This is a genomic window from Streptomyces sp. NPDC050625 (assembly GCF_040654755.1).
Classification (GTDB): Bacteria; Actinomycetota; Actinomycetes; order Streptomycetales; family Streptomycetaceae; genus Streptomyces.
The window spans coordinates 169,527-188,982 of sequence record NZ_JBFAIQ010000009.1 but is presented as its reverse complement, the minus strand read 5'-3'; the positions used below and the strand labels follow the sequence as shown (position 1 = coordinate 188,982).

Here is a 19,456-nt window from a genome sequence, read left to right as displayed (position 1 = left end):
GGAGGGGCAGGGGTGGCTGATCAGCCGGTGTTCGTCGTGGGGGCGGGGCTGGAGGCGCTGGAGGCGACCGCGTTCGCCACGGAAGAGGAGTTCCAGGAGCTACTGGCCAGGCATCCGCGTGTCCTGGACTTCGGGACCCTCTCGGACGGGCAGCCCCTGCGGCTCGTGCTGGTCGCGCGCGAGATGGGGGTTCCGACCAGCGCGGATAGCGGGTCGGTGTACCGGCTGGACCACCTCTTCGTCGACGCCGACGGGGTGCCGACGCTGGTGGAGGTCAAGCGGGCCACGGACACCCGCCTGCGCCGGGAAGTCGTGGGCCAGATGCTCGACTACGCCGCGAACGCCGCCCGGTACTGGCCCGCCGCGCTGTTGCAGCATTCCTTCGAGGAGACCTGCCGGACGGACGGCCGCTCCGTGGAGCAGGCGTACGGGGAACTGCTCGGTGAACGTTCCTCCGACGACTTCTGGGCGACGGTGGAGGAACGGCTGGCCGCCGGTCAGATGCGACTGCTGTTCGTCGCCGACCGCATCCCGCTGGAGCTGCGGGCGATAGTCGAGTTCCTCAACCGGCAGATGCGCCAGACCGATGTGTACGCCGTTGAGCTGACCCAGTACCGGGGCGACGGCGAGCTGAAGGTTCTCGTACCGCGTGTGTACGGCGAAGTGGCGACGGCGGCGAAGACACCATCGGGCCACGGCGGTACGCAACGTACGACACGTCCCGAACTGCAGGCCGCCCTCGACACCAGGTGCACCCCGGAGGTGCGCCGCGTGGCCACGGCGCTGCTCGAACACGCGGAGTCGCGTGGGAAGTTGGTGGGTGGCACAGGCCGCTTTCCGAGCATGAACGTGCACTACCGCATGGCCGGCGGCGGATGGGTGCCGATCGGCACGCTGTCCCTGTACGAGGACCCCGCGAGAGAGGAGTTCGCCTTCAGCCTGGGGTCGATCGTCACGCGCTTCGGCTTCGACGCGACAGCGGCGTTCGCCGATGCCCTGCCGAGCGCCGGCGGCCTGGACGAACGGCTGCACCAGCTACGGAACACGAACTTCAACGGGTGGCCGTCCGTCTCCCTGGCCGCCCTCGCCGCCGAATCGGGCGCGGTAACAGCGATCCTGACCGCCATCGATCAACTCCTGGCCACTCACGAGCCCCGGCCATGACTCCGTAGCCGCCGACGGCACCAGCACCTACATGCGGGCCCGGCTGAGAGCGGACCACCGCGGCCCCTCCCACGGCTACTACCTGGACTTGCCGCTCACCGAAACCCTGACCCGGCACGTCGGCAAGCCGATCGCCGGCGAGGTCGGAGAAACGGACCTGCGCGAGTGGTGCCGGCCGCTCGATCTGCTGCCCGGGGGCGTCGAGTCCGTCATCGGCGCCGACAGCACGTCGGCTGACACGAACTGTGACCGTACGGGAGCGGACCGGAGTCGGTCATCCGTCAGGGGCCGTGCCGCTGTCGTCGGGGAGGGAATGACTGCGGCGCTGGTCCGGTTGTACGGGCCGTGATCGTGAAGGGGACGGTGTCCCCGGACCGTGTACAGCTCCTCACCTCCCACTCGGAACCCGGGAATGCGGCGACGAGAGCGGCTGTTATATCGGTAGCTGACATGCCCGGGTCAAGATCGGGATGTGAGTGAAGGAGGAACTCATGGCACGCACCAACACGCGCCCCGTGGTCAGGCTGAAGTCGACGGCGGGGACCGGAGTCACCTATATGACGCGCAAGAGCCGTCTCAACAACCCTGACCGGCTCGAACTGCGCAAGTACGACCGAGTGGCGGGGACGCACGTCCTGTTCCGCGAGGAGCGCTGAACCCGGCCGCTGCCGCTTCCACGGACACGGACGCAGCCGCCACGCACGCACGAGGAGGAAAACCCATGAGGCCTGGCATTCACCCCGAGTCCCGCTCGGTCGTCTTCCGCGACCGCGCCGCCGACGTGACGTTCCTGGCCCGCTCCACGGCGGACTCGAACCGCACCATCGAGTGGGAGGACGGCAACACCTACCCGCTGATCGACGTCGAGATCTCGTCGGCCAGCCACCCGTTCTACACCGGAAACACCCGCGTCGTGGACACCGCAGGCCGGGTGGAGCGGTTCGAGCGGCGATACGGCCGTACCGCCGCGGCCGGTCGCTGAGCGCCGACCGTGGTCCGGGCTCCCGAAGAGAGCCCGGAGGAGCCCGTAGGAGTCCGGAGGAGAGGAACAGACAGCCATGAAGGTGCGTAAGTCTCTGCGCTCGCTGAAGTCCAAGCCCGGCGCGCAGGTGGTACGCCGCCGGGGCGTGACCTTCGTCGTGAACAAGAAGAATCCGCGCTTCAAGGCGCGCCAGGGCTGACGCAAGGCGCGTCAGGACCGATGGGCCGGGGCTGAGCGGCCCCCGACCCGTCCACTCCGATGGCCTCGGATCGCGAGAGCGGTCCGGGGCCATCGGCATGCCCGGGCCCCGCCTCACGTGATGCGGATCACTCCCGTCGAGTGCAGCGCTACGGCCAGGCCAGTGCCTTTTCCCTGATGTAGACAGCCGGCAAGAACGGGGACCGCAGGGATGGAGCAGACGAGGGCCGGTGAGTACGACGAGTTCGTGGCGGCCCGTTGGTCGGGGTTGTTCCATCTGGCCCGTCTGCTCACCGGAGGTGATCGGCATCGGGCCGAGGATCTGTTGCAGGAGTCATTGGTCAAGCTGTGGTTCGTCTGGCCGAAGATCGCCGACGAGGCGCCGGAGGCGTACGTACGCAAGGTGCTGGCCCGCGCCGCCGGACGCTCGGCCCGGCGTCGGTGGTGGGGCGAGCGCCCCGTGGAGCAACTGCCCGAGGTGGCGGCGACGGGCGACATGTCGGCGACCGTGGCCGAGCGTTCGCGACTGGAGGCGGCACTCGCCCAGTTGAGTCCGCGGCAGCGGGCGGCCGTGGTCCTGCGCTATTACCAGGACCTGCCCGACCGGCAGGTCGCCGAGGTGCTGGGGTGCCCGGTGGGCACCGCGCGGTCCCATGCCTCGCGTGGAGTGGCCCGGCTGCGTCAGCTCCTGGCCGACGTCATCGAGCCGGTGAGGTGAGGAAGGAGCCATGGACCACTTCGAGCGACAGTTGGCGCAACTGATGCGCAGCGCCCAGGAGCACACCCCCTTCGAGCCCGAGCAGCGGGAGCGGCTGCGGGCCGGTGTCCGGTCCCGCCGGCGTGTCCGCGCCGTACAGAGGGCCGCCGGTTCCGCCCTGGCGGTCGCCGGACTCGGCATCGTCATCCTCCTGTGGCCCCACGCCCCGGTCAGGAACGAACCCAGCGGACCCCACCCGCGCCCCGCGACCAGTCCGTCGGACCCCGCCACCACGTCACCCACGCCGGACGCCACCGAGAGCGAGACCCCCTCCCCGTCCGTGACCACGAGCGCTCCGTACACCGGTGGCCCGCCGACGACCTCCGCGCCGCCTGCCACGGACGGGAGTTCTGACCCGAGCAACCCACCCGCGACCGAGTCTGCGGACACGGCCACCTCGGGGAGCACGGTCACCACGCCCCCGCCCTCGGCGTCCTCGACGGAACGGGTCGACACGTCCAGCGAACCTTCGTCGGTGGTCAGTCCGAGCGGTTAGCACGCGCGGCACTCGCCCCGGAGCCCCCTCTTCCCCACCTCACCTCATTGGCCAATTCACCACCCCGGTGTGCCTTCGGCATGCCCTGCGAGCGATCACAAACAAGGAACAACGTGATGAATCCAAGGTCGGCCTCAGCGCTGGACATCGCCCCTCTGCCACCACGGTCACCACTGCCGACCCACCATGACGAGCCCGTGCTGGACGTGGCGGTGCCGGTGTTCAACGAGGAGACGGACCTTGAGCCGAACGTACGGCGGCTCCACGCGCATCTGTGGGAGACGTTCCCCTACCCGTTCCGGATCACCGTCGCCGACAACGCCAGCACCGACGCAACCCCGCGGATCGCCGCGCGCCTCGCCGAGGAACTGCCCGAAGTGGAGTGGATACGACTGCCCGAGAAGGGGCGCGGCCGGGCGCTGCACGCGGCCTGGTCGGGGTCACGGGCCCCTGTCGTCGCCTATGTCGACGTGGATCTGTCCACCGGTCTCGCGGCGCTGCTGCCCCTCGTCGCCCCGCTGATCTCGGGCCACTCCGACCTCGCCATCGGCACACGTCTGGCCCCCGGCTCACGGGTGGTCCGCGGACCCAAGCGGGAGGTCATCTCGCGCGGCTACAACGCCCTGTTGCGCTGCACGCTCGCCGTGGGGTTCTCGGACGCCCAGTGCGGGTTCAAGGCGATACGGCGCGACGTCGCCGAGCGGTTGCTGCCGCTCGTGCGCGACTCCGGCTGGTTCTTCGACACCGAGCTGCTGGTGATCGCCGAGCGGGCCGGGCTGCGTATCCATGAAGTGCCGGTGGACTGGATCGACGACCCGGACAGCCGGGTCGACATCCGCGCCACCGTGCTCGCCGATCTGCGCGGCATCGCCAGGGTCGCCAGGGCGTTGGCCCGTGGCACGCTCCCCTGGGCGGCGCTGACCCGGAGCAGAGCCGGTGAGTCACCGGGCGGGCAGGCCAGGCAACTGGCGTGGTTCGCGGTGATAGGCGCGGTGAGCACGCTCGCGCATCTGCTGCTGTTCACGGCGCTGCGCCCGGCCGCCGGGCAGCAGGCGGCCAACGCCCTTGCCCTGCTGGCCTGTTCGGGCGTCAACACGGCCGCCAACCGGCGCCTCACCTTCCGGCTGCGCGGGCGGGACGGCGCGCTGCGCCATCAGGCCAGAGGGCTGGTGACCTTCGTCGTCGGCCTGACGCTGACCGCGGGCTCGCTCGCCGCGCTGCAACTCGCGGCGCCCAAGGCCGGCCACGGTGCCGAACTCGCCGTACTGGCCGCCGCCCATCTCGCCGCGGCGCTGCTGCGGTTCCTGCTCATGAGGGCCTGGGTGTTCCGCGTCGGACCCCGCCGACACCTGACAGGGCCCGCCGCCTCATGAACACCCGCACCGACCCGATGCCGAACTTCACACCAGCGGCTCCGCCCGGCCATGAACCCCCTTCGTTCCCGACTCCCGGCCCAAGCCACCGCATACGCGAGACCGCCCGGCATTACGCCCCCGCCCTGGCCCTGTACGGCGCCCTGAAACTCCTCGGCTTCTGCACCTTCATGTACCTGCTGCACTCCGCGGGGGACTACCGTACGAAGCACCCACGCTTCGGCGGCGGAGCGCATGCGTGGGACGTCCTGGGCACCTGGGACGGCTGGTGGTACCAGCAGATCGCGTTGCACGGATACCACCCGGAGCTGGTGCCGGTCCCCGGCGCCACCGGACTGATCACCCTTGAGGGCAATTCGGCGGCGTTCTTCCCGCTCTACCCCGCGTTGATGCGGCTCACCTCAGAGATCACCGGACTCGGCCCGTACGGTGCGGGCCTGGTGGTCTCCGTCGTCGCCTCGTTCGTCGCGGCCACGGGGATCTTCGCGATCGCCGAGTTGCTCGGTGGCCCGCGAGCCGGGCTTGCCGCGGCCGGCCTGTGGGCCGTATGGCCCGGTTCCGGTGTGGAGTGGGCGGTCTACTCCGACTCCCTCTACGCGGCTCTCGCCGCCTGGGCCTGCTACGCCGTACTCACCCGCCGCTGGCTCACCGCAGGCCTTCTCACCTGTGCGGCGGGACTCAACCGGCCGACGGCCGCCGCCCTGATCGCGGCGCTCGCCGTCGCCGCGGGCGGCGCACTGCGCCACCGCCGGGACGGCGTCCTGCGCCCGCTGGCCGCGATGGCCCTGGCACCGCTCGGCCTGCTGGGATATCTGGCCTGGGTCGGCCACCGAATGGGCGACTACGGCGGCTACTTCAAGCTCCAGGCCGGTGCCTGGGCGCATGAGTTCGACTACGGCCGGCAGACCCTGGATGTGCTGACATCCGTCCCGGTGGGTCACTTCGACTACCTCTTCGCGTTCCCCTTCGAGGACGTCATCGGCGTCGCAACGGTACTGCTGGCCGTCGCGCTCATCCCCCTGCTCATCCGGCTGCGGCCCCCGGTGGTGCTGGTCGTCCACACCGTCCTCACCATCGCCCTGGTCCTGAGCAGCCAGCAGATCTTCGGCAATGTCTCCCGCTATCTGCTCCCGGCCTTCCCGCTGTTCATCCCCCTCGCCATGGCTCTGCGCCGCCTCAGCCTGCCCCTCCAGTGCACGCTGCTCGGCATCGCCGCTCTGGCCTCCGGCTCCTACGCGGGCTACGCCCTCTTCGAGCTCGGCGTGCCGTAGTCAGCCGGTGGTCCAGCCCTGCACCGTCACACAGGCGGGGACCGTGCCCTCGCCCCGGACGCCTCACGGACCACGACACACCGCACGAACAACGTACGACTGTGGCCGGATTAGCCGTCTGAGGGGTGGTCGAAGCCGGTGATACTCAGGGCTGGGCAATCCGCCCGATTTCCTACGTCCGGAGGCCGCTGATGCCCCAGACCCGTGTTCACACCGCCGCCGTGCTCGATGCCTGGCTGTCGGGTGCCGAGAGCGCGTACGGCCAGATCAACCCCGCCGGGCCGCTCTACGTCGGCGGCGCAGCCGCGGAGGCCGCGCTGACCGACCCGAGCGACTCCCTCTACGGCTTCTGTTCCAGCCCGAGCGGGTCGCGCGGCAGTTGGTGCTGCTGATCGCCCGGGGCGTCACCAGAGCCTGGGGCGCCACCACGGAGTGAGGTCCGAAGACAGGAGCGTGGGGAACCGCGTGCCGAGTACGGCCGGTCGCGCGGTTCCCCACGTGGGTTCGGGGCGCCTGGCAGGGCGCGGACGCGCGGCGGAATGCGGAATGGGGGCGGTGGACGGGTGAGCGGATCGGCGCCGGAGCGCGCGGAACAGGCGGAACAGGCGGAATTGGAAGACGAGACGGGAGGAGGAAGAAAGCGCGACGAGGCCGAGTGGTTCAGCCAACCCGTACGCGGCATCGCCCGTCCCTGGCGGGAGGACCTTGCTCGGCGGCTGACCGCCGTGGACGCGTTGGGCCCCGCGGAGCGGGAAGTGGTGCTGGAGGCCGGCCACACCGCCCTGCTCAGGTCCCTGCACGCGAAGCTGTCCCGGCTGTTCCTGATCGAACTGCACGCACTGCGCATGGCGGCGGGCGCCGGGCCCGCCGACGGCGGCGCGACCGGGGCCGGTTCCGACACGGACACATGGGCCTCGTTCATCGAGCAGTCCTGCGAGGAGGGCTATCTCGACCGGCTGGCCGGCCGATACCCCACCCTCGGCTCGCGGATCGCGGCCGTTGCACGGCTGTCGGTGGCGGCGACAGCGGGCTTCGCCGAACGGCTCGCCGCGGACCGCGAGTTGCTGCGGACATTGCTGGGGGCACCTGCGGGGGAGTTGCGAGGGGTCGCGTTCGGGGCGGGTGACAGTCACCGGGGCGGGCTGACCGTCAGCCGGGTGGACTTCGCAGGCGGTAGCGTCATGTACAAACCCCGGCCGTCCGAGGCCGATGTGGCACTGGGCGCACTGCTGGACGAACTGTTCCAGGGCTTCCCCGGTGCCCCGGCGCCGCACGAGCGCATCCGGGTGCCGCGCACACTGGCGCGCGAGGGCTACGGCTGGGCCGAGTTCGTCCGCCACCGCTACTGCGCGGACGACACCGAACTCACCGCGTTCTACCGCAACGTCGGTCACTGGCTGGCTGTCTTGCGCTTCACCGGCGGCACCGACATGCACGCCGAGAACATGATCGCCGCGGGCCCGGTGCCCGTGATCGTGGACGCCGAGACGCTCTTCGACGCCCCCGCGCCCTTCCCGCCCAGCGGCCGGGGCGACGCCGTGGACGTGGCCGCCGCGGCCATCCGTCGTACGGTGCTGCGCACCGGACTGCTGCCCGTACGCGGCACCGGCTTCGCGCTCGGCGGGGTGGACATCTCCGGGGTCGGGGCGCTGCCCGGCCAGCAGCCGCTGATCCCGAATCCGGTGATCGCGGACGGCGGCACCGCCGCGGCCCGCTTCGAGGTGGACCTGGTGGCCATGCCCGGCGCGGGCAACCACCCCAGCCCCACACCGGTGCTGAGCGCGTACTGGGACCGGATCCTGGCGGGCTTCCGCGACATGACGGCGTATCTGCACCGGCCCGGGAACGGCCCGCATCTCCTGCTGCGCCGCTTCGAGGGCGCCCGGGCGCGACGCATCCTGCGGCCCACACAGGCGTACGTCGACATCGGCCGGATGCTGTGGCACCCCGCCTCCCTGCACGACGAGCCGGCGGCGGTCGAGCGCGCCCGGGACATCCTGCTGCGCAACGCCGAGGTGCTGCCCGGCGCACCGACGGACCGCGCCGCCATCGACGGCGAGATCGCGGAACTCCTCGCCGGCGACGTGCCGATGTTCACCTTCACCGTGGACGCGGCGGCCGTACGGACCACGGTCGAGGACTGGCGCACCGCCGACCTGGCGCTGGAGGAGTCGGTGATCCAGGACGCGCTCGTGGGCGCCTACCTCAATGAGCGTTCCCTGCCCGCGCGAGTGCAGGAAGCGGCCCGCGACCCGCACGCCCGCGACCGGGAGCGGCGGCGCCGTGAGTTGGCCGCGCAGATGGTACGACGGCTGTGCGACGGTGCGGTGCGCGGCGAGGACGGTACGGTCACCTGGATCAGCCCCGTCTTCACCCCGGCCGGATGGTCCATCCGAGTACTCCCCGCCGACCTCTACACCGGGCAGGGCGGAGTCGCCCTGGCCCTCGCCGAGTACGTGACCGAGGTGCGGGCAGGCAGGGCGGACGAGGTGCCGGGCGTCGCCGAGACGTACGAGGGGGCACTGCGGGTGCTGTTCAGCACCGAGGACAAGACGCCGACGCCGTCACCCGGGGCGTTCAGCGGTGCCGCCTCCCAGGTGTGGACGTGGCTCGCGCTGCATCGGGTGCTCGGTGACGACTTGCTGCTGGAACGGGCCGCCGAGAGAGCGCTGCTGCTCGCCGAGGGGCGACTGGTCGAGGACGACATCGAGGTGGACCTCCTCAACGGGACGGCCGGCGGAATCGTGCCCCTCCTCAACCTGGCCGCGGCCACCGGGCAGGACCGCTGGCTCGGCGCCGCCGCGCACATCGGCCGCCGGCTGGCCGGGCTGGCCACGGTCGACGCGAGCGGCGCCCGCTGGACGACCCGGCTCAACCCCGAGGGCATCGGCGGATTCGCCCACGGCGCCACTGGCATCGGCTGGGCGCTGACCCGGCTCGCCCTGAGCGACGCGGGTTCCGCGGCGGACCGGCGTGACTGGACCCACCTCGCCGAACGGGCCGTCCACTACCAGGAGTCCCTCTACCGGCCCGAGCACGGCAACTGGCTCGACGTACGCGTCGGTGCCGAGGAGGACTTCTTCACCAGTTGGTGCCACGGCAGCGCGGGCGTCGGCATCGGCATGCTCGACCTCCACCGGCGCACCGGCGATCCCGCCCACCTCGACATGGCCCGGCGCGCGGCACGCGCCTGCGCCGCCGAGGGTTTCGGCTGGAGTCACACCCTGTGCCATGGCGACCTCGGCCTGTGGGAGTTCCTGACGTCGATGGACTTCGGCGACCCGTCCGACCTCGACGGCGAGCTCCTCACGGGCCTCGAACAACGCGGCCCGGTGGGCGGCTTGGCCCGCGAGGCGTTCTCGCCCAGCCTCATGTCCGGACTGTCAGGAGTCCTCCACACCCTGCTCCGCATGCACCCCGCGGCCACCCTGCCCAACCCTCTGCTCCTGGACTGACGCCTGGGCACGGGCAGGGGGGCGGGATCGAACCGATGTCGACCCGGGTAAGCGGTGTCAGTGGGTGCTGCTTTCATGGCCCCATGAACACCGAGCAAGCGGATCCGGCCGAACTCAAGGCTCTTCGTGCCGCGTTCGACGTGGACGATGGCGGCGAGTCGGCACTGGGCTGGGACAAGGTCCATGCGTTCGAAGCGCGCCACGGCATCGTGCTGCCCGAGCCGTACCGGAGTTTCGTCGCCGAAGTGACCGACGGCTCCTACACGGGGCCGCCGGACCATGGCCTGCTGGGGCTGGGCGAGCTGCCCGACGACTGGGGCGGGGACGCCGGGGAGCGCGACCTGAGCCGGCCGTTTCCGCTGGTGGAGGAGTGGCTGTGGGAGGGCGCCGAGGACGAGCCGGACGAATCCGCCCTCGACGCCGTCTTCAACCACGGCTCCCTGGTGCTCGGTACCGACGGCTGCGGCATGTACTGGCATCTCGTCGTGACCGGCCAGCACCGCGGACAGATATGGAACATCACGGACGTCGGAGCGGCCCCCTTCGGCGCCGAGTTCGGACACACCACCGCGGCCTGCGGGTTCGCCGGCTGGGTCGCCCACTGGGCGGAGTCCAAGCCGTGGTTCGACCAGGAGGCCGTGTCCTGATGAGCGACGAGAAGATCATCGACGTTGCCTACGGCGAGGGATGGGACGCCTCCCGCGCGGCCGTGCTCGGACCGATCGACACTGCCGAGGCCGCCGGACGGGACGCGGCGGGGGAGCCGTACGCGCTGGTGCTCCGGCCGCGTGACGGTGCCGAAGTGATCGTCGCGCACCTGCACCACGCCCGCGACTACATCGGACTGTGGCTGTACGACACGCGGGGGCGCCGGTGCGTCGAGGTGGACCTGCGACGTCTCGCGCAGGACCGGCTCTTCCTGCTGTACCGCCGCGTCTGGGTCTACGAGAACGACGAGGCACCGGAGTTCGCACCGGACGCGGCACGCGCGACCCTCCATCTGCGGCCCGACGGGAAGGGACGACAGATCGTCGAGCCCAAGGGCGACCGGGGTGGCTCGCGCCACACCATCGCGGACCTTCCTGAAGCGCAGCGGTGGTTCTCGTCTCCGGCCTTCGGCAAGTGGCTGCGCCTGCTACCGGCACTGTGCATCGAAGGCGCCGGCGACCACGAGCTGCGGGAGAGCGCGGACCAACCGGACGGCGAGCCTGCCGAGCCCAACTGGCATACGCCCGAGGGGCTGCGGCCACGACACCTGGACGAGCTGTTCACCGCGGGGGCGCGATTCTCGGACCGCGACGAGGTCTACACCGTCCGTGAACCGACGGCGGCCGGAACGCTGCGGCTGCCCAGCGGCCGACTGGTGGCGCGTGATCCCACGTACACCACGTGCGAGCAGGACGCCGGCTTCACCGTGACCGTGCCGCCCGGCAACTATTCCGTACAGATCGCCTCCGCCGGGTACGACACCGAATTCTGGGGCAAGCCGATGACCATAGACGAGGACACCGCCGTCCGCATCCTGGTCTCCGACCGGCCGACGGTCGGCTGGGAGCCGGCCCTGCTCGACGGCCAGGACACGCGCCTGCTGCGGGAGGGAGAGTTCTACGGCTTCGGGGTGGACAGCGGGACCGGTGCGTTCGTCGACGCCGGCACGGCAGGCGAGCTCGGGCGGCGCTACGGCGAGGGCATGGCCGACGGCACCCTGGAGTTGGCCACGGACGAGAACGGCGTCCACATCCTGGAGGACCCGGCCACCGGGACCAACCTCATCGCCTACCCGAGCGGCCGAGGCGACGGCTCGTACCCGGTGTGGATCGGCCGGGACGCGGAGGGTGCCGTCACCTGCTTCGTGGCGGACATGCTGATCCTGAACGACGCCGAGCTGTTGTAGCCGGCGCAGCCCGCGCCTCGTATCCCCTCCCCTCGGCCGCGCCCGACGGCTGGGTGGGACGGCGTTTCGCCCGCCTGCCCGGCCCGGCCGCGGTCTAGGCTCGGCGCGTGGGGCAGCCCGAGCAGCGCGCCGAGGGCGCGGGACCTTTCACCACCCGGGTCACCTGGCGACTCCCCGGCGGTGACACCGCCGTCTGGGAGTCACGGACCGCGCGTCGGCGCGGGGTGCTCGCCGTCCGCCCGCGCGGGGCGGCGGCCGTCCGGCACACCCGGGCGGACCCGGCGGCCATCGCCCGGCTGAGCCGGCTCAACACCCTTGCCGGGATCGCCTTCACGCTCGGCGGGGCCCTCTTCGCGGCCGGCGCGGCGGTCGCCGAGTTCGGCTCCGGCGACGCCACGGTGTGCGCCTCGATCTACTTCGCGGGCGGCCTGTTCTTCAACACCGGCGGATACGTCTCGCTGCTCCAGGTGATCAACGCACCGCGCCATGTCGCCGGCGGCGAAGGCCGGCTGATCACCCGTCGCTGGCGTTGGTGGAGCTACGAGCCGATGAGGGTGGACTGGCTGAGCACCTTCGTGCTCTTCCTGGGCACACTCGTCTTCGCGGTGAACCTGCTGGACTCCTTCCTCAAGGGCCTGAGCGTCCAGCAGGTCAACCGGCTGATCTGGGTGCCCGACGTGATCGGCTGTGCGCTCTTCCTGGCCTCCGGTCACCTGGCGTTCGTCGAGATCTGCCACGGCGGCCTCTGCGTCCGCCGGCGCAGCCTCGGCTGGTGGGTGGTCGCGGTGAACCAGCTCGGTTCCGTCCTCTTCATGGTCTCGGCCCTGGCCGCCTTCACCCGTCCCGCCACCGGCTTGCTGGTCAACACCGACATCGCGAACTGGGGCACACTCACCGGCGCCCTGTGCTTCTCGCTCGGGGGCCTGCTTCAGCTCTTCGAACACCCCTAGGGCAGGCGCGGAGCGACTCGGCAGGCACCCACCTACGGCGAGGCCAGCGAGAAGCATCCGGCCTTCCTCGCCGCGAGGGCCTTCATAGCAGTGGTGGGGCGGGGGGAAGCGCGGGGTGCGAGGGCATGGCCTGTCTCGCCAACGGAGCGCCGGACTCGAAGGAACCGATGGAGTGCCCCGTCTGCATCACCGCGTCGAGGTCGCGCCGTATGCTCGCGGCAGCGTCGCGGACCCGCGCGGGCACGTCACCGCGCTCGGCAATGAGCTGGTGATAGATGGGGGCGTCCTGAAACATGAGCAACGTGGCCTTCCGATCGGCGGTTTCAACCGCTTTGCAACGGCTGCCGAGTGTACGGCCCCCCATCACCACCCGTGTCCACGGGATCGCCCACTGAGATGCCGACGCCGACAACTCCGTCCTCGGCGAGTACCGGGCCTGCCGTTCAGGACAGCGCCGACCGCCGTGCGGTGATTCTTCCCCAACTCCGCGCCTGTGCACGGTAGTTGGTGTGCGAAACTGTTGGTACCCGTTGAGAGGAGCGCGGTGTGACCCAGGACGGCGTGCGTGCCGAGGAGATAGACACCAGCAGGCCGCATCCGGCCCGGATCTACGACTACTTGTTGGGCGGCAAGGACAACTACGAGGTGGACCGCGAGGCCGGCGACCAGCTCGCCGCCGCGGCGCCCGAGGTGCGGATCGGTGTGCGGGCCAATCGCGCCTTCATGCAGCGGGCCGTCCGGTACGTCGTCGGCAGCGGTGTCCGTCAGATCCTCGACGTCGGTACCGGGCTGCCCACCTCGCCGAACGTGCATGAGATCGCTCAGGAGGCGGCACCGGACGTGCGCGTCGCGTACGTCGACAACGATCCGATCGTGAGCGCGCACGGCAACGCGCTGTTGAGCCGCGCCGGCAGGACCAGCATCGTGCTCGGCGACCTGCGCGACCCTCGGGCCATCGTGGATCACCCCGACGTCCGCCAGGTCATCGACTTCGACGAGCCGGTCGCCCTGCTGCTCGTCGCCGTCCTGCACTTCCTCACCGACGCGGAGCAGCCCGCGGAGGTGGTCGCCACCCTGCGCGACGCACTTCCGGCCGGCAGCTTCCTGGTGCTCTCGCACGCCACGGGCGACTTCGCCGATCGCAGTGGGGCGCAGGCCATCTACAACAGGGCCACGGCCACGCTGAATCTGCGGTCCCGCGCCGAGGTGACGCGACTCTTCGACGGCTTCGAACTCATCGAGCCGGGCCTGGCCCAGGTTCCGTTCTGGCGCCCGGACGCCCCGCCGCCGCCCAGATCCGCCGAGATCGGCTTCTACGGGGGCGTGGCGCGCAAGGCCGGCTGAATCGCCGAGGTCATCGCAGCGGGACGGCTTGGGAAACCGGGACGGTCATACTGTGCGCATGCATCCAGGGGTGGTCACGGCGATCCTCTACTGCCTGCAGTTCAGCAGGGAGTTGAGTGCCGAAGAGGTCGAGCGCATCGCCCGCATGGTCCTGGAGCAGCCGATCTACGACCTCACCGTCGAGGAGCAGTACGCGGGCATCGAGGCCGCCCTGGCCGTGGACGCGTGGGAGCAGGACCTGTCCTGGCAACCGCACGACGAGCCGGCCGTACGGGATTTCCTGCGGCGCCTGCTGGAGCGTCTGGACGCGCGGCGGCCGTGGCAGGAACCGCCGACGCGCAGCCTCGGGTTCGACCGCTGGCAGGAGTACAAACGCGGGGCGCTCCTGGCTCACGTACGGCTGTACTCGCCGGCGCAGGACACTCTGCACGCCAGGCTGCGCACCGTACCCGAGGACGAGGACCGGCTGCGGGCGGTGGTGCTGCGGCTGCGTTCCGGGGACGAAGTCGCCGTGGTGGCCCCGCCGTTGCCGGACGGATACGACGCGGTGCTGATGGCCGTGCCACCGCACCGGCCCGCCGCGCAGGTGATCGAGGCGTTCGTGACCCACACGGGATATGAGCGCGAGCGGGTGTCCGAGGCGGTACGACGGCGGTGGGGACGGGGCAGGCAACGGGAGGGAAAGCTGCCTCCCGGGCTGCGGCCACTGCGCGACTGAACAGGTCACCCCTGCGGGGAGACGACCTGGTCGTGCACCGCGGCATACAGCTTCGACATGGCATCCCGGACCCGTTCGAGATCCTCGTCGTCCAGCGCGGCGAGGGCATTGGCCGCCGCCTCGCGCACCGGATGGGGCACTTCGTCCTCGGCCGCGAGCCGATAGGCGACGGTGCGGCGTGCGGCGCGCTCGTCGTCCGTGACGCCACCGACGTTCATCGGGAAGACGGCCGCCTGGTAGTTGGCCACGCCGACCAGGACGCCGTGCGCGATGCCGTCGGCGTAGCCGCGGGTCGTCGCCTCCTGCCGGGCGGCACGGAAACCGGCCATGGCCCGCCGCCGAACGAGCAACGCGCCGACGACGGAACCCGCCCCGGCGATCCCCCCTACGACGAGCGCCACGATCCAGCCGCCGAGCAGAGCGCCGAGAAGTCCGCCCGATGCGGTCACCAGGCAGGCTATGCCGGCGGTCACCAGCACGAGGGCGCGTTCGGGTGTCAGGGTCTTCACGCCGTGCAGTCTGCCAGGCCGGTCAGCGCCGCATCGATGTCTCGTTCTGTTCCCCTCCCACGGAAATTCCTTGGGACGATGCCGATCTCGCACGGGAACATGGGGCTGTGCCCCTGCCCTACGTCCACCGCGTCACCAAGTACGACCCGGCCGACCGTGACGAACACGGCCGCTACACCGGCGATCAGGACGTCGTCAGCGATCACGGGAAGGTGGAGTCTGCCTATCTTGAGGCCGTCGAGGCATTCGCCAAGGAAGCCGGTGTCGACCGCTTGTCCGTACGCGAGCCACAGATCCCCGGCCTGGTGCACTTCGGTGCCGAGCCGCCGATGAGGGACTTCGGGCTGGACGGACTCTTCCCGGCCGGCCTGGCCGGCATTCACGACGGAGCGCAGATACCGCTCGCCACGGGGCTGGAGCTGGTGCGGGTCATGCTGCGCGACGGCGGAGCCTGGTGCCGGCTGGAAGTGGAGGGCGCTTTCGCGGTGCACGTCGGATGGGACCAGTACCTCTACGTCGGCGGCAACCGGCCCTGCGAGGAGGCGGTGGCGCGGACCCGCGCGCTCGGGCTGTTCGCGGAACGCCTGACCGCTTCCCCGTACGACATGGACATGGACGAGGAACCGCAGGTCCAGCGACCGGGTGACGACGAGTTCTGGGCCGGTCTGCACTGGCCGGTCACCTCGGGACGCGCCTTGCTCCTGGAGGAGACCTATGTCGAGGGCGCCTCACGCTGGCACCGTCTCACCTCCGGCACGATCGACTCGGTGCGGGCCGGGATCGCTCCCCGCGCCCGGCCGGCCGTGTGGCCGGACCTGTCCTCCGACGTCGACGCGGTCCTCGGGGCCTTCCCCGCCGACGGCCTGGTGGAAGGTGTCTGGCAGGACGAGGACGGCCGGATCCACAGCGTCGTCGCCGACGAGAGCGGATATCAGGAGTTGGCCGACCGGATCTCGGGTGCCGTGGCCGCGGAGCTCCTCTCCATGTCTGCGGACGAGCGTGTGCCTCTGTTCACCGCCGTCATGCCCGACGCCGACGGAGTGGTACGCGCCCGCTGGCGCACCGATCCGACGCCGGGCGACCGGTGGTCCGATATTCGCGAGCTGTTCGATAGCCGGCTCGGCATGATGCTTCCGTGAACCATGTGCTGTGCGGGCTCGCCGTCAATCCGTCCCTCCCGGCCGGGCTGGTCGACAGGCTGATCGAGCTCGCGGACACCGAACTCGCCGAGGCTCTCGCGTACCGTCACGACCTCAGCCATGCCCAGGCGGTGGCGCTGGCCGGGCGCGTCGAGGGGGCAGCGGTGCACCTTGCCTACGAGGGCAGGCTGACCGTCGCCGACATCGATCCGGTGGCACAGCCGCGGGCCGCGCTCGCCCTGCTGGAAGAGAGCGCGGGCAGCCCGGAGTGGGCCCGTCTGCTCGCCACGGACCCGGTCGTGGAGCACCGGGAGAGGCTGGCTGCCTGTCCCGGTCTGCCGTCCGACGTCCTGGAGACACTCGCCGCCGACCCGGACGTACGAGTCGTCGTGGAACTCGCGCTGTGGACGACGCCGGACATGGCGGCCCGGCTCGCGCGGCACCCGCACGCCGAAGTGCGCAGCGCCGTGGCGGCCAACGAGTCGACGCCACCGGATGTCCTCGCGATGCTGGTCACGGGCGAGGGCATACCGCCGGCCGGGCGGTGCCTGGTCTGCGATCGCGAGGCGACGCCCTTCGTGCACGATCAGAACTGCCCGCGGCCCGACTGCGATCTGCTGCCGGGCGCCGCGTGCGACGGTTCCCACGAGTCCACCCTTGACGCGCTGCGGGAGAGGGCGCTGCGTAACCCGGCCACACCGATCGACGTTCTCATCGGGTTTGCCGACCACTCCTCACCGGTGCTGCGCTGGGAGTTGGCGGCCCGCCCCGACCTGCCGCCGCAGCTCTGCGCACGGCTTGCCGATGACCCTGCTCCCGGTGTCCGGGCCGACCTCGCGAAGAATCCCGTGATCGGTGAGGCAGTGATGCGCGCGCTGGCCATGGACCCCAGCCCGGATGTGCGGAGCAGCGTCGCGCTCAACCCGAACGTGCCCCTCGACCTGCTCACCGCCCTGGCCGGCACCGCAAGGATCGGCTCGACCCTGCTGCCCCGGATCGCCGCAGCATCGCCGGCGGAGGTCAAGGACCTGGCCAAGTCCCCGCATCCGGGCGTACGGATGCTCGTGGCCGAACGACGTGATCTGCCGGCCGAGATCCGCGACGTACTTGCCGTCGATCCCGACGCGAAGGTGCTCAAGTCGATCGCGGGGCACCCGGGACTGTCCGCAGCCCAGTTGCGCTCCATGGCCGACCGGCACGGCGTCCGGGTCGCCGCCAAGGTGGCGGCCAACCCGGACACGCCGCCCGCGCTGCTGGAGCAGCTGACACGGCATGAACCGCCGGTGCAGAAGGTGTTCCGCGTGGTGGCCCGGCACCGCAACGCCACACCCCTGGCGCTGCTGGCCTGCCTGGCGGACAGGCAGGCCCGGCCCGTAGCCGCCAAGCATGCGGCCCTGCCGCCCGACGTCCTGATCGAGCTGCTCGCCGACGACGACTGGCAGGTGGTCGAGGCGGCGGCCGCGAACCCCGCGCTGCCGCTCGCGGTGATGGCCGAGCTGGTGCCCTGACCCTCAGACGACGCCCTCCTCCTCCGGCACGACGACCTGGTCGACCATGTGCTGGATCTTTTCCGTCGGCAGCGCGACCGCCATGGCCCAGTAGTAGATGCCGAGACTGAAGACGGCCGTGACGGCGATGTCCCACCACAACGGGAACCACGGGTGCCTGAGGGGCCCGAAGTCGCTGAGGTAGACGATCAGCCCCATGCCTATGAGGTAGGCGGGCAGCCACTGGGCCGCGCGCAGGTCGAGCTGGGGCGTGATGGGGTTCATCTTGAACACCCGGTTGGCGATCAGGATGACGTAGCCGATCAGGATCGCGACGCCGAGCTTCCAGTCGGTGGCCCAACCGGACCACAGGATCAGCAGGTTGGCGACGATGAAGGCCAGTGGCGACATCCAGCTGCCGCCGGGCAGCCGGTAGGGACGGTGCGCGTCGGGCAGCCGCCTGCGGAACACACCGAAGGACAGCGGAGCACCGGCGTACATGAGCACACTGGCGCTGGTGATCAGTCCGACGAGGGAGCGCCAGCTGGGGAACGGCAGGAAGCAGATGCACCCGATGACGAACGCGGTGATCAGGCCGATCCAGGGGACTCCGCGCCGGTTGGTGGCCTCGAACGCGGTGGGCACATAGCCGTTGCGGCTGAGGCCGTAGGAGACCCGGGAGGATCCGGTGATGTAGATCAGACCGGTCCCGGCGGGGGAGACGACCGCGTCGAGGTAGAGGATCGTGGCCAGCCAGCCAAGACCGATGAGCGTGGCGACCTGGGCGAACGGACCGCTCAGGGCGGTGAACGCGGAGGTGGCCCAGTGGCTGCCGATCTGCGAGGCGGGCAGCGCGGCGAGGAACGTGACCTGGAGGAGGATGTAGATCACGATGCCGATGACGATCGACCCGATCACCGCCCGCGGGATGTCCCGCTTGGGATGGGCGCTCTCACCGGCGAGCTGGTCGGCCTGCTCGAAGCCCAGCAGCGCGAAGATGATGCCGCTGGTGGAGACGGCGGACAGGATGCCCTTGGCTCCGTAGGGGTCGAATCCGTCGGCCGCGGTGAAGTTGCTCGTGTGGAACTGGGCAACGGCCAACACGAAGATCGTCAGCAGCGGGACGCCGACCTTCCACCAGGTCGCCGCGCTGTTGGTGCGGGCGAGCAGACGGATGCTGAGGAAGTTGATGGCCGTGACGACCGCCATCAGTCCCACCGCGACGGCGATGCCGGGCGGGGTCAGGACGTGCTCGCCGCCCTTGATCTTCTCCCAGCCGCTGGCCCAGGAGTAGTGCTGGGCGTAGGTGATCATCGCCAGCACCTCGATGGGTGCCACCGTGGCCGCCTGCAGCCAGGAGAACCAGCCGAAGGAGGCGCCCGCGGCTCCGCCGTAGGCGTAGTGGGGGAAGCGGGCGGTCCCGCCGGAGACCGGATACATCCCGCCGAGCTCGGCGTGCACCAGTGCCAGGATCAGGATCGCGAGGCCGCCGATGCCCCAGGAGATGATCGCCGCGGGCCCGGCCGCCGCCAGGGCTCCCTGCGCGCCGAACAGCCACCCGGACCCGATGATCGACCCCTCCGAGGCCCAGATGAGGCCGATGAAGCCGATCTCGCGCTTCAGTCCCGGCCGATGGGTTCCCGCGGCCGGCGACTTTTCCGATACGGCCATGTGCCACACCCCCTCACAAGGGTGATGCCCCCCTCCATCGTGCCACCG

The 19,456-nt window shown here is 70.8% G+C and carries 19 protein-coding genes and 1 pseudogene; 18 read left to right on the top strand and 2 right to left on the bottom strand.

Features of this window, described 5'->3' with window-relative positions:
- Positions 1–12 precede the first annotated feature (12 nt).
- The 16 genes and pseudogenes from AB0I54_RS22675 (at position 13) to AB0I54_RS22600 (ending at position 14,602) form a co-directional block, all read left to right on the top strand.
- Positions 13–1,164, top strand: a complete 1,152-nt coding sequence (locus AB0I54_RS22675; RefSeq protein ID WP_363297897.1) for a hypothetical protein — start codon at positions 13–15, stop codon at positions 1,162–1,164.
- Positions 1,165–1,195: 31 nt separating this feature from the next.
- Positions 1,196–1,513: pseudogene (locus AB0I54_RS22670) on the top strand (hypothetical protein); the annotation flags it as partial.
- Positions 1,514–1,655: 142 nt separating this feature from the next.
- The gene (rpmG, locus tag AB0I54_RS22665) at positions 1,656–1,820 is read left to right on the top strand and encodes a 50S ribosomal protein L33 (protein WP_363297896.1); all 165 of its coding nucleotides are present in this window, start codon (positions 1,656–1,658) and stop codon (positions 1,818–1,820) included.
- A gap of 65 nt (positions 1,821–1,885) precedes the next feature.
- Positions 1,886–2,146, top strand: coding sequence for a type B 50S ribosomal protein L31 (locus AB0I54_RS22660; RefSeq protein WP_363297895.1), 261 nt, complete (start codon positions 1,886–1,888; stop codon positions 2,144–2,146).
- Between the two features lie 76 nt (positions 2,147–2,222).
- Positions 2,223–2,345, top strand: coding sequence for a type B 50S ribosomal protein L36 (gene ykgO / locus AB0I54_RS22655; RefSeq protein WP_046586208.1), 123 nt, complete (start codon positions 2,223–2,225; stop codon positions 2,343–2,345).
- 210 nt (positions 2,346–2,555) lie between these two features.
- Complete coding sequence (locus tag AB0I54_RS22650; protein WP_363297894.1) at positions 2,556–3,062, top strand: SigE family RNA polymerase sigma factor; 507 nt, start codon at positions 2,556–2,558, stop codon at positions 3,060–3,062.
- Positions 3,063–3,072: 10 nt separating this feature from the next.
- Positions 3,073–3,597, top strand: a complete 525-nt coding sequence (locus tag AB0I54_RS22645; RefSeq protein ID WP_363297893.1) for a hypothetical protein — start codon at positions 3,073–3,075, stop codon at positions 3,595–3,597.
- A 116-nt stretch (positions 3,598–3,713) separates the two neighbouring features.
- Positions 3,714–4,970, top strand: a complete 1,257-nt coding sequence (locus AB0I54_RS22640; RefSeq protein WP_363297892.1) for a glycosyltransferase — start codon at positions 3,714–3,716, stop codon at positions 4,968–4,970.
- Positions 4,967–6,241 carry a hypothetical protein gene (locus AB0I54_RS22635; RefSeq protein WP_363297891.1) on the top strand — a complete coding sequence of 425 codons (1,275 nt, stop codon included), beginning with the start codon at positions 4,967–4,969 and terminating at the stop codon, positions 6,239–6,241. Before AB0I54_RS22640 ends, AB0I54_RS22635 begins: the two co-directional genes overlap by 4 nt.
- Positions 6,242–6,432: 191 nt before the next feature.
- Positions 6,433–6,633, top strand: coding sequence for a DUF6229 family protein (locus AB0I54_RS22630; RefSeq protein WP_363297890.1), 201 nt, complete (start codon positions 6,433–6,435; stop codon positions 6,631–6,633).
- 171 nt (positions 6,634–6,804) lie between these two features.
- Complete coding sequence (locus AB0I54_RS22625; protein WP_363297889.1) at positions 6,805–9,696, top strand: type 2 lanthipeptide synthetase LanM family protein; 2,892 nt, start codon at positions 6,805–6,807, stop codon at positions 9,694–9,696.
- 83 nt (positions 9,697–9,779) lie between these two features.
- Positions 9,780–10,343 (top strand): SMI1/KNR4 family protein, encoded by a 564-nt coding sequence (locus AB0I54_RS22620; protein WP_363297888.1) that lies wholly within the window; start codon positions 9,780–9,782, stop codon positions 10,341–10,343.
- Positions 10,343–11,590: a DUF4241 domain-containing protein gene (locus AB0I54_RS22615; RefSeq protein ID WP_363297887.1), complete on the top strand. Its 1,248-nt coding sequence runs from the start codon at positions 10,343–10,345 to the stop codon at positions 11,588–11,590. Before AB0I54_RS22620 ends, AB0I54_RS22615 begins: the two co-directional genes overlap by 1 nt.
- Positions 11,591–11,697: 107 nt before the next feature.
- Positions 11,698–12,540 (top strand): hypothetical protein, encoded by an 843-nt coding sequence (locus AB0I54_RS22610; protein ID WP_363297886.1) that lies wholly within the window; start codon positions 11,698–11,700, stop codon positions 12,538–12,540.
- 546 nt (positions 12,541–13,086) lie between these two features.
- On the top strand, positions 13,087–13,884 hold the full coding sequence (locus AB0I54_RS22605) for an SAM-dependent methyltransferase (protein ID WP_363297885.1): 798 nt from the start codon (positions 13,087–13,089) through the stop codon (positions 13,882–13,884).
- 58 nt (positions 13,885–13,942) lie between these two features.
- Positions 13,943–14,602 (top strand): hypothetical protein, encoded by a 660-nt coding sequence (locus tag AB0I54_RS22600; RefSeq protein ID WP_363297884.1) that lies wholly within the window; start codon positions 13,943–13,945, stop codon positions 14,600–14,602.
- A 5-nt stretch (positions 14,603–14,607) separates the two neighbouring features.
- Here the strand turns inward: AB0I54_RS22600 and AB0I54_RS22595 are convergent, their stop codons facing one another.
- A complete protein-coding gene (locus AB0I54_RS22595) occupies positions 14,608–15,111 on the bottom strand; it encodes a hypothetical protein (RefSeq protein WP_363297883.1) in 504 nt (167 codons plus the stop codon).
- 107 nt (positions 15,112–15,218) lie between these two features.
- Here AB0I54_RS22595 and AB0I54_RS22590 point away from each other — a divergent pair, with 107 nt between their 5' ends.
- Together AB0I54_RS22590 and AB0I54_RS22585 are read left to right on the top strand one after the other, a co-directional pair.
- A complete protein-coding gene (locus tag AB0I54_RS22590) occupies positions 15,219–16,250 on the top strand; it encodes an RNA-binding protein (RefSeq protein ID WP_363297882.1) in 1,032 nt (343 codons plus the stop codon).
- Positions 16,247–17,758 (top strand): hypothetical protein, encoded by a 1,512-nt coding sequence (locus AB0I54_RS22585; RefSeq protein ID WP_363297881.1) that lies wholly within the window; start codon positions 16,247–16,249, stop codon positions 17,756–17,758. Before AB0I54_RS22590 ends, AB0I54_RS22585 begins: the two co-directional genes overlap by 4 nt.
- A 3-nt stretch (positions 17,759–17,761) precedes the next feature.
- On the opposite strand, the gene AB0I54_RS22580 is transcribed toward AB0I54_RS22585, so the two are convergent.
- Positions 17,762–19,408 carry an APC family permease gene (locus AB0I54_RS22580; protein ID WP_363297880.1) on the bottom strand — a complete coding sequence of 549 codons (1,647 nt, stop codon included), beginning with the start codon at positions 19,406–19,408 and terminating at the stop codon, positions 17,762–17,764.
- Between the last annotated feature and the right edge of the window lie 48 nt (positions 19,409–19,456).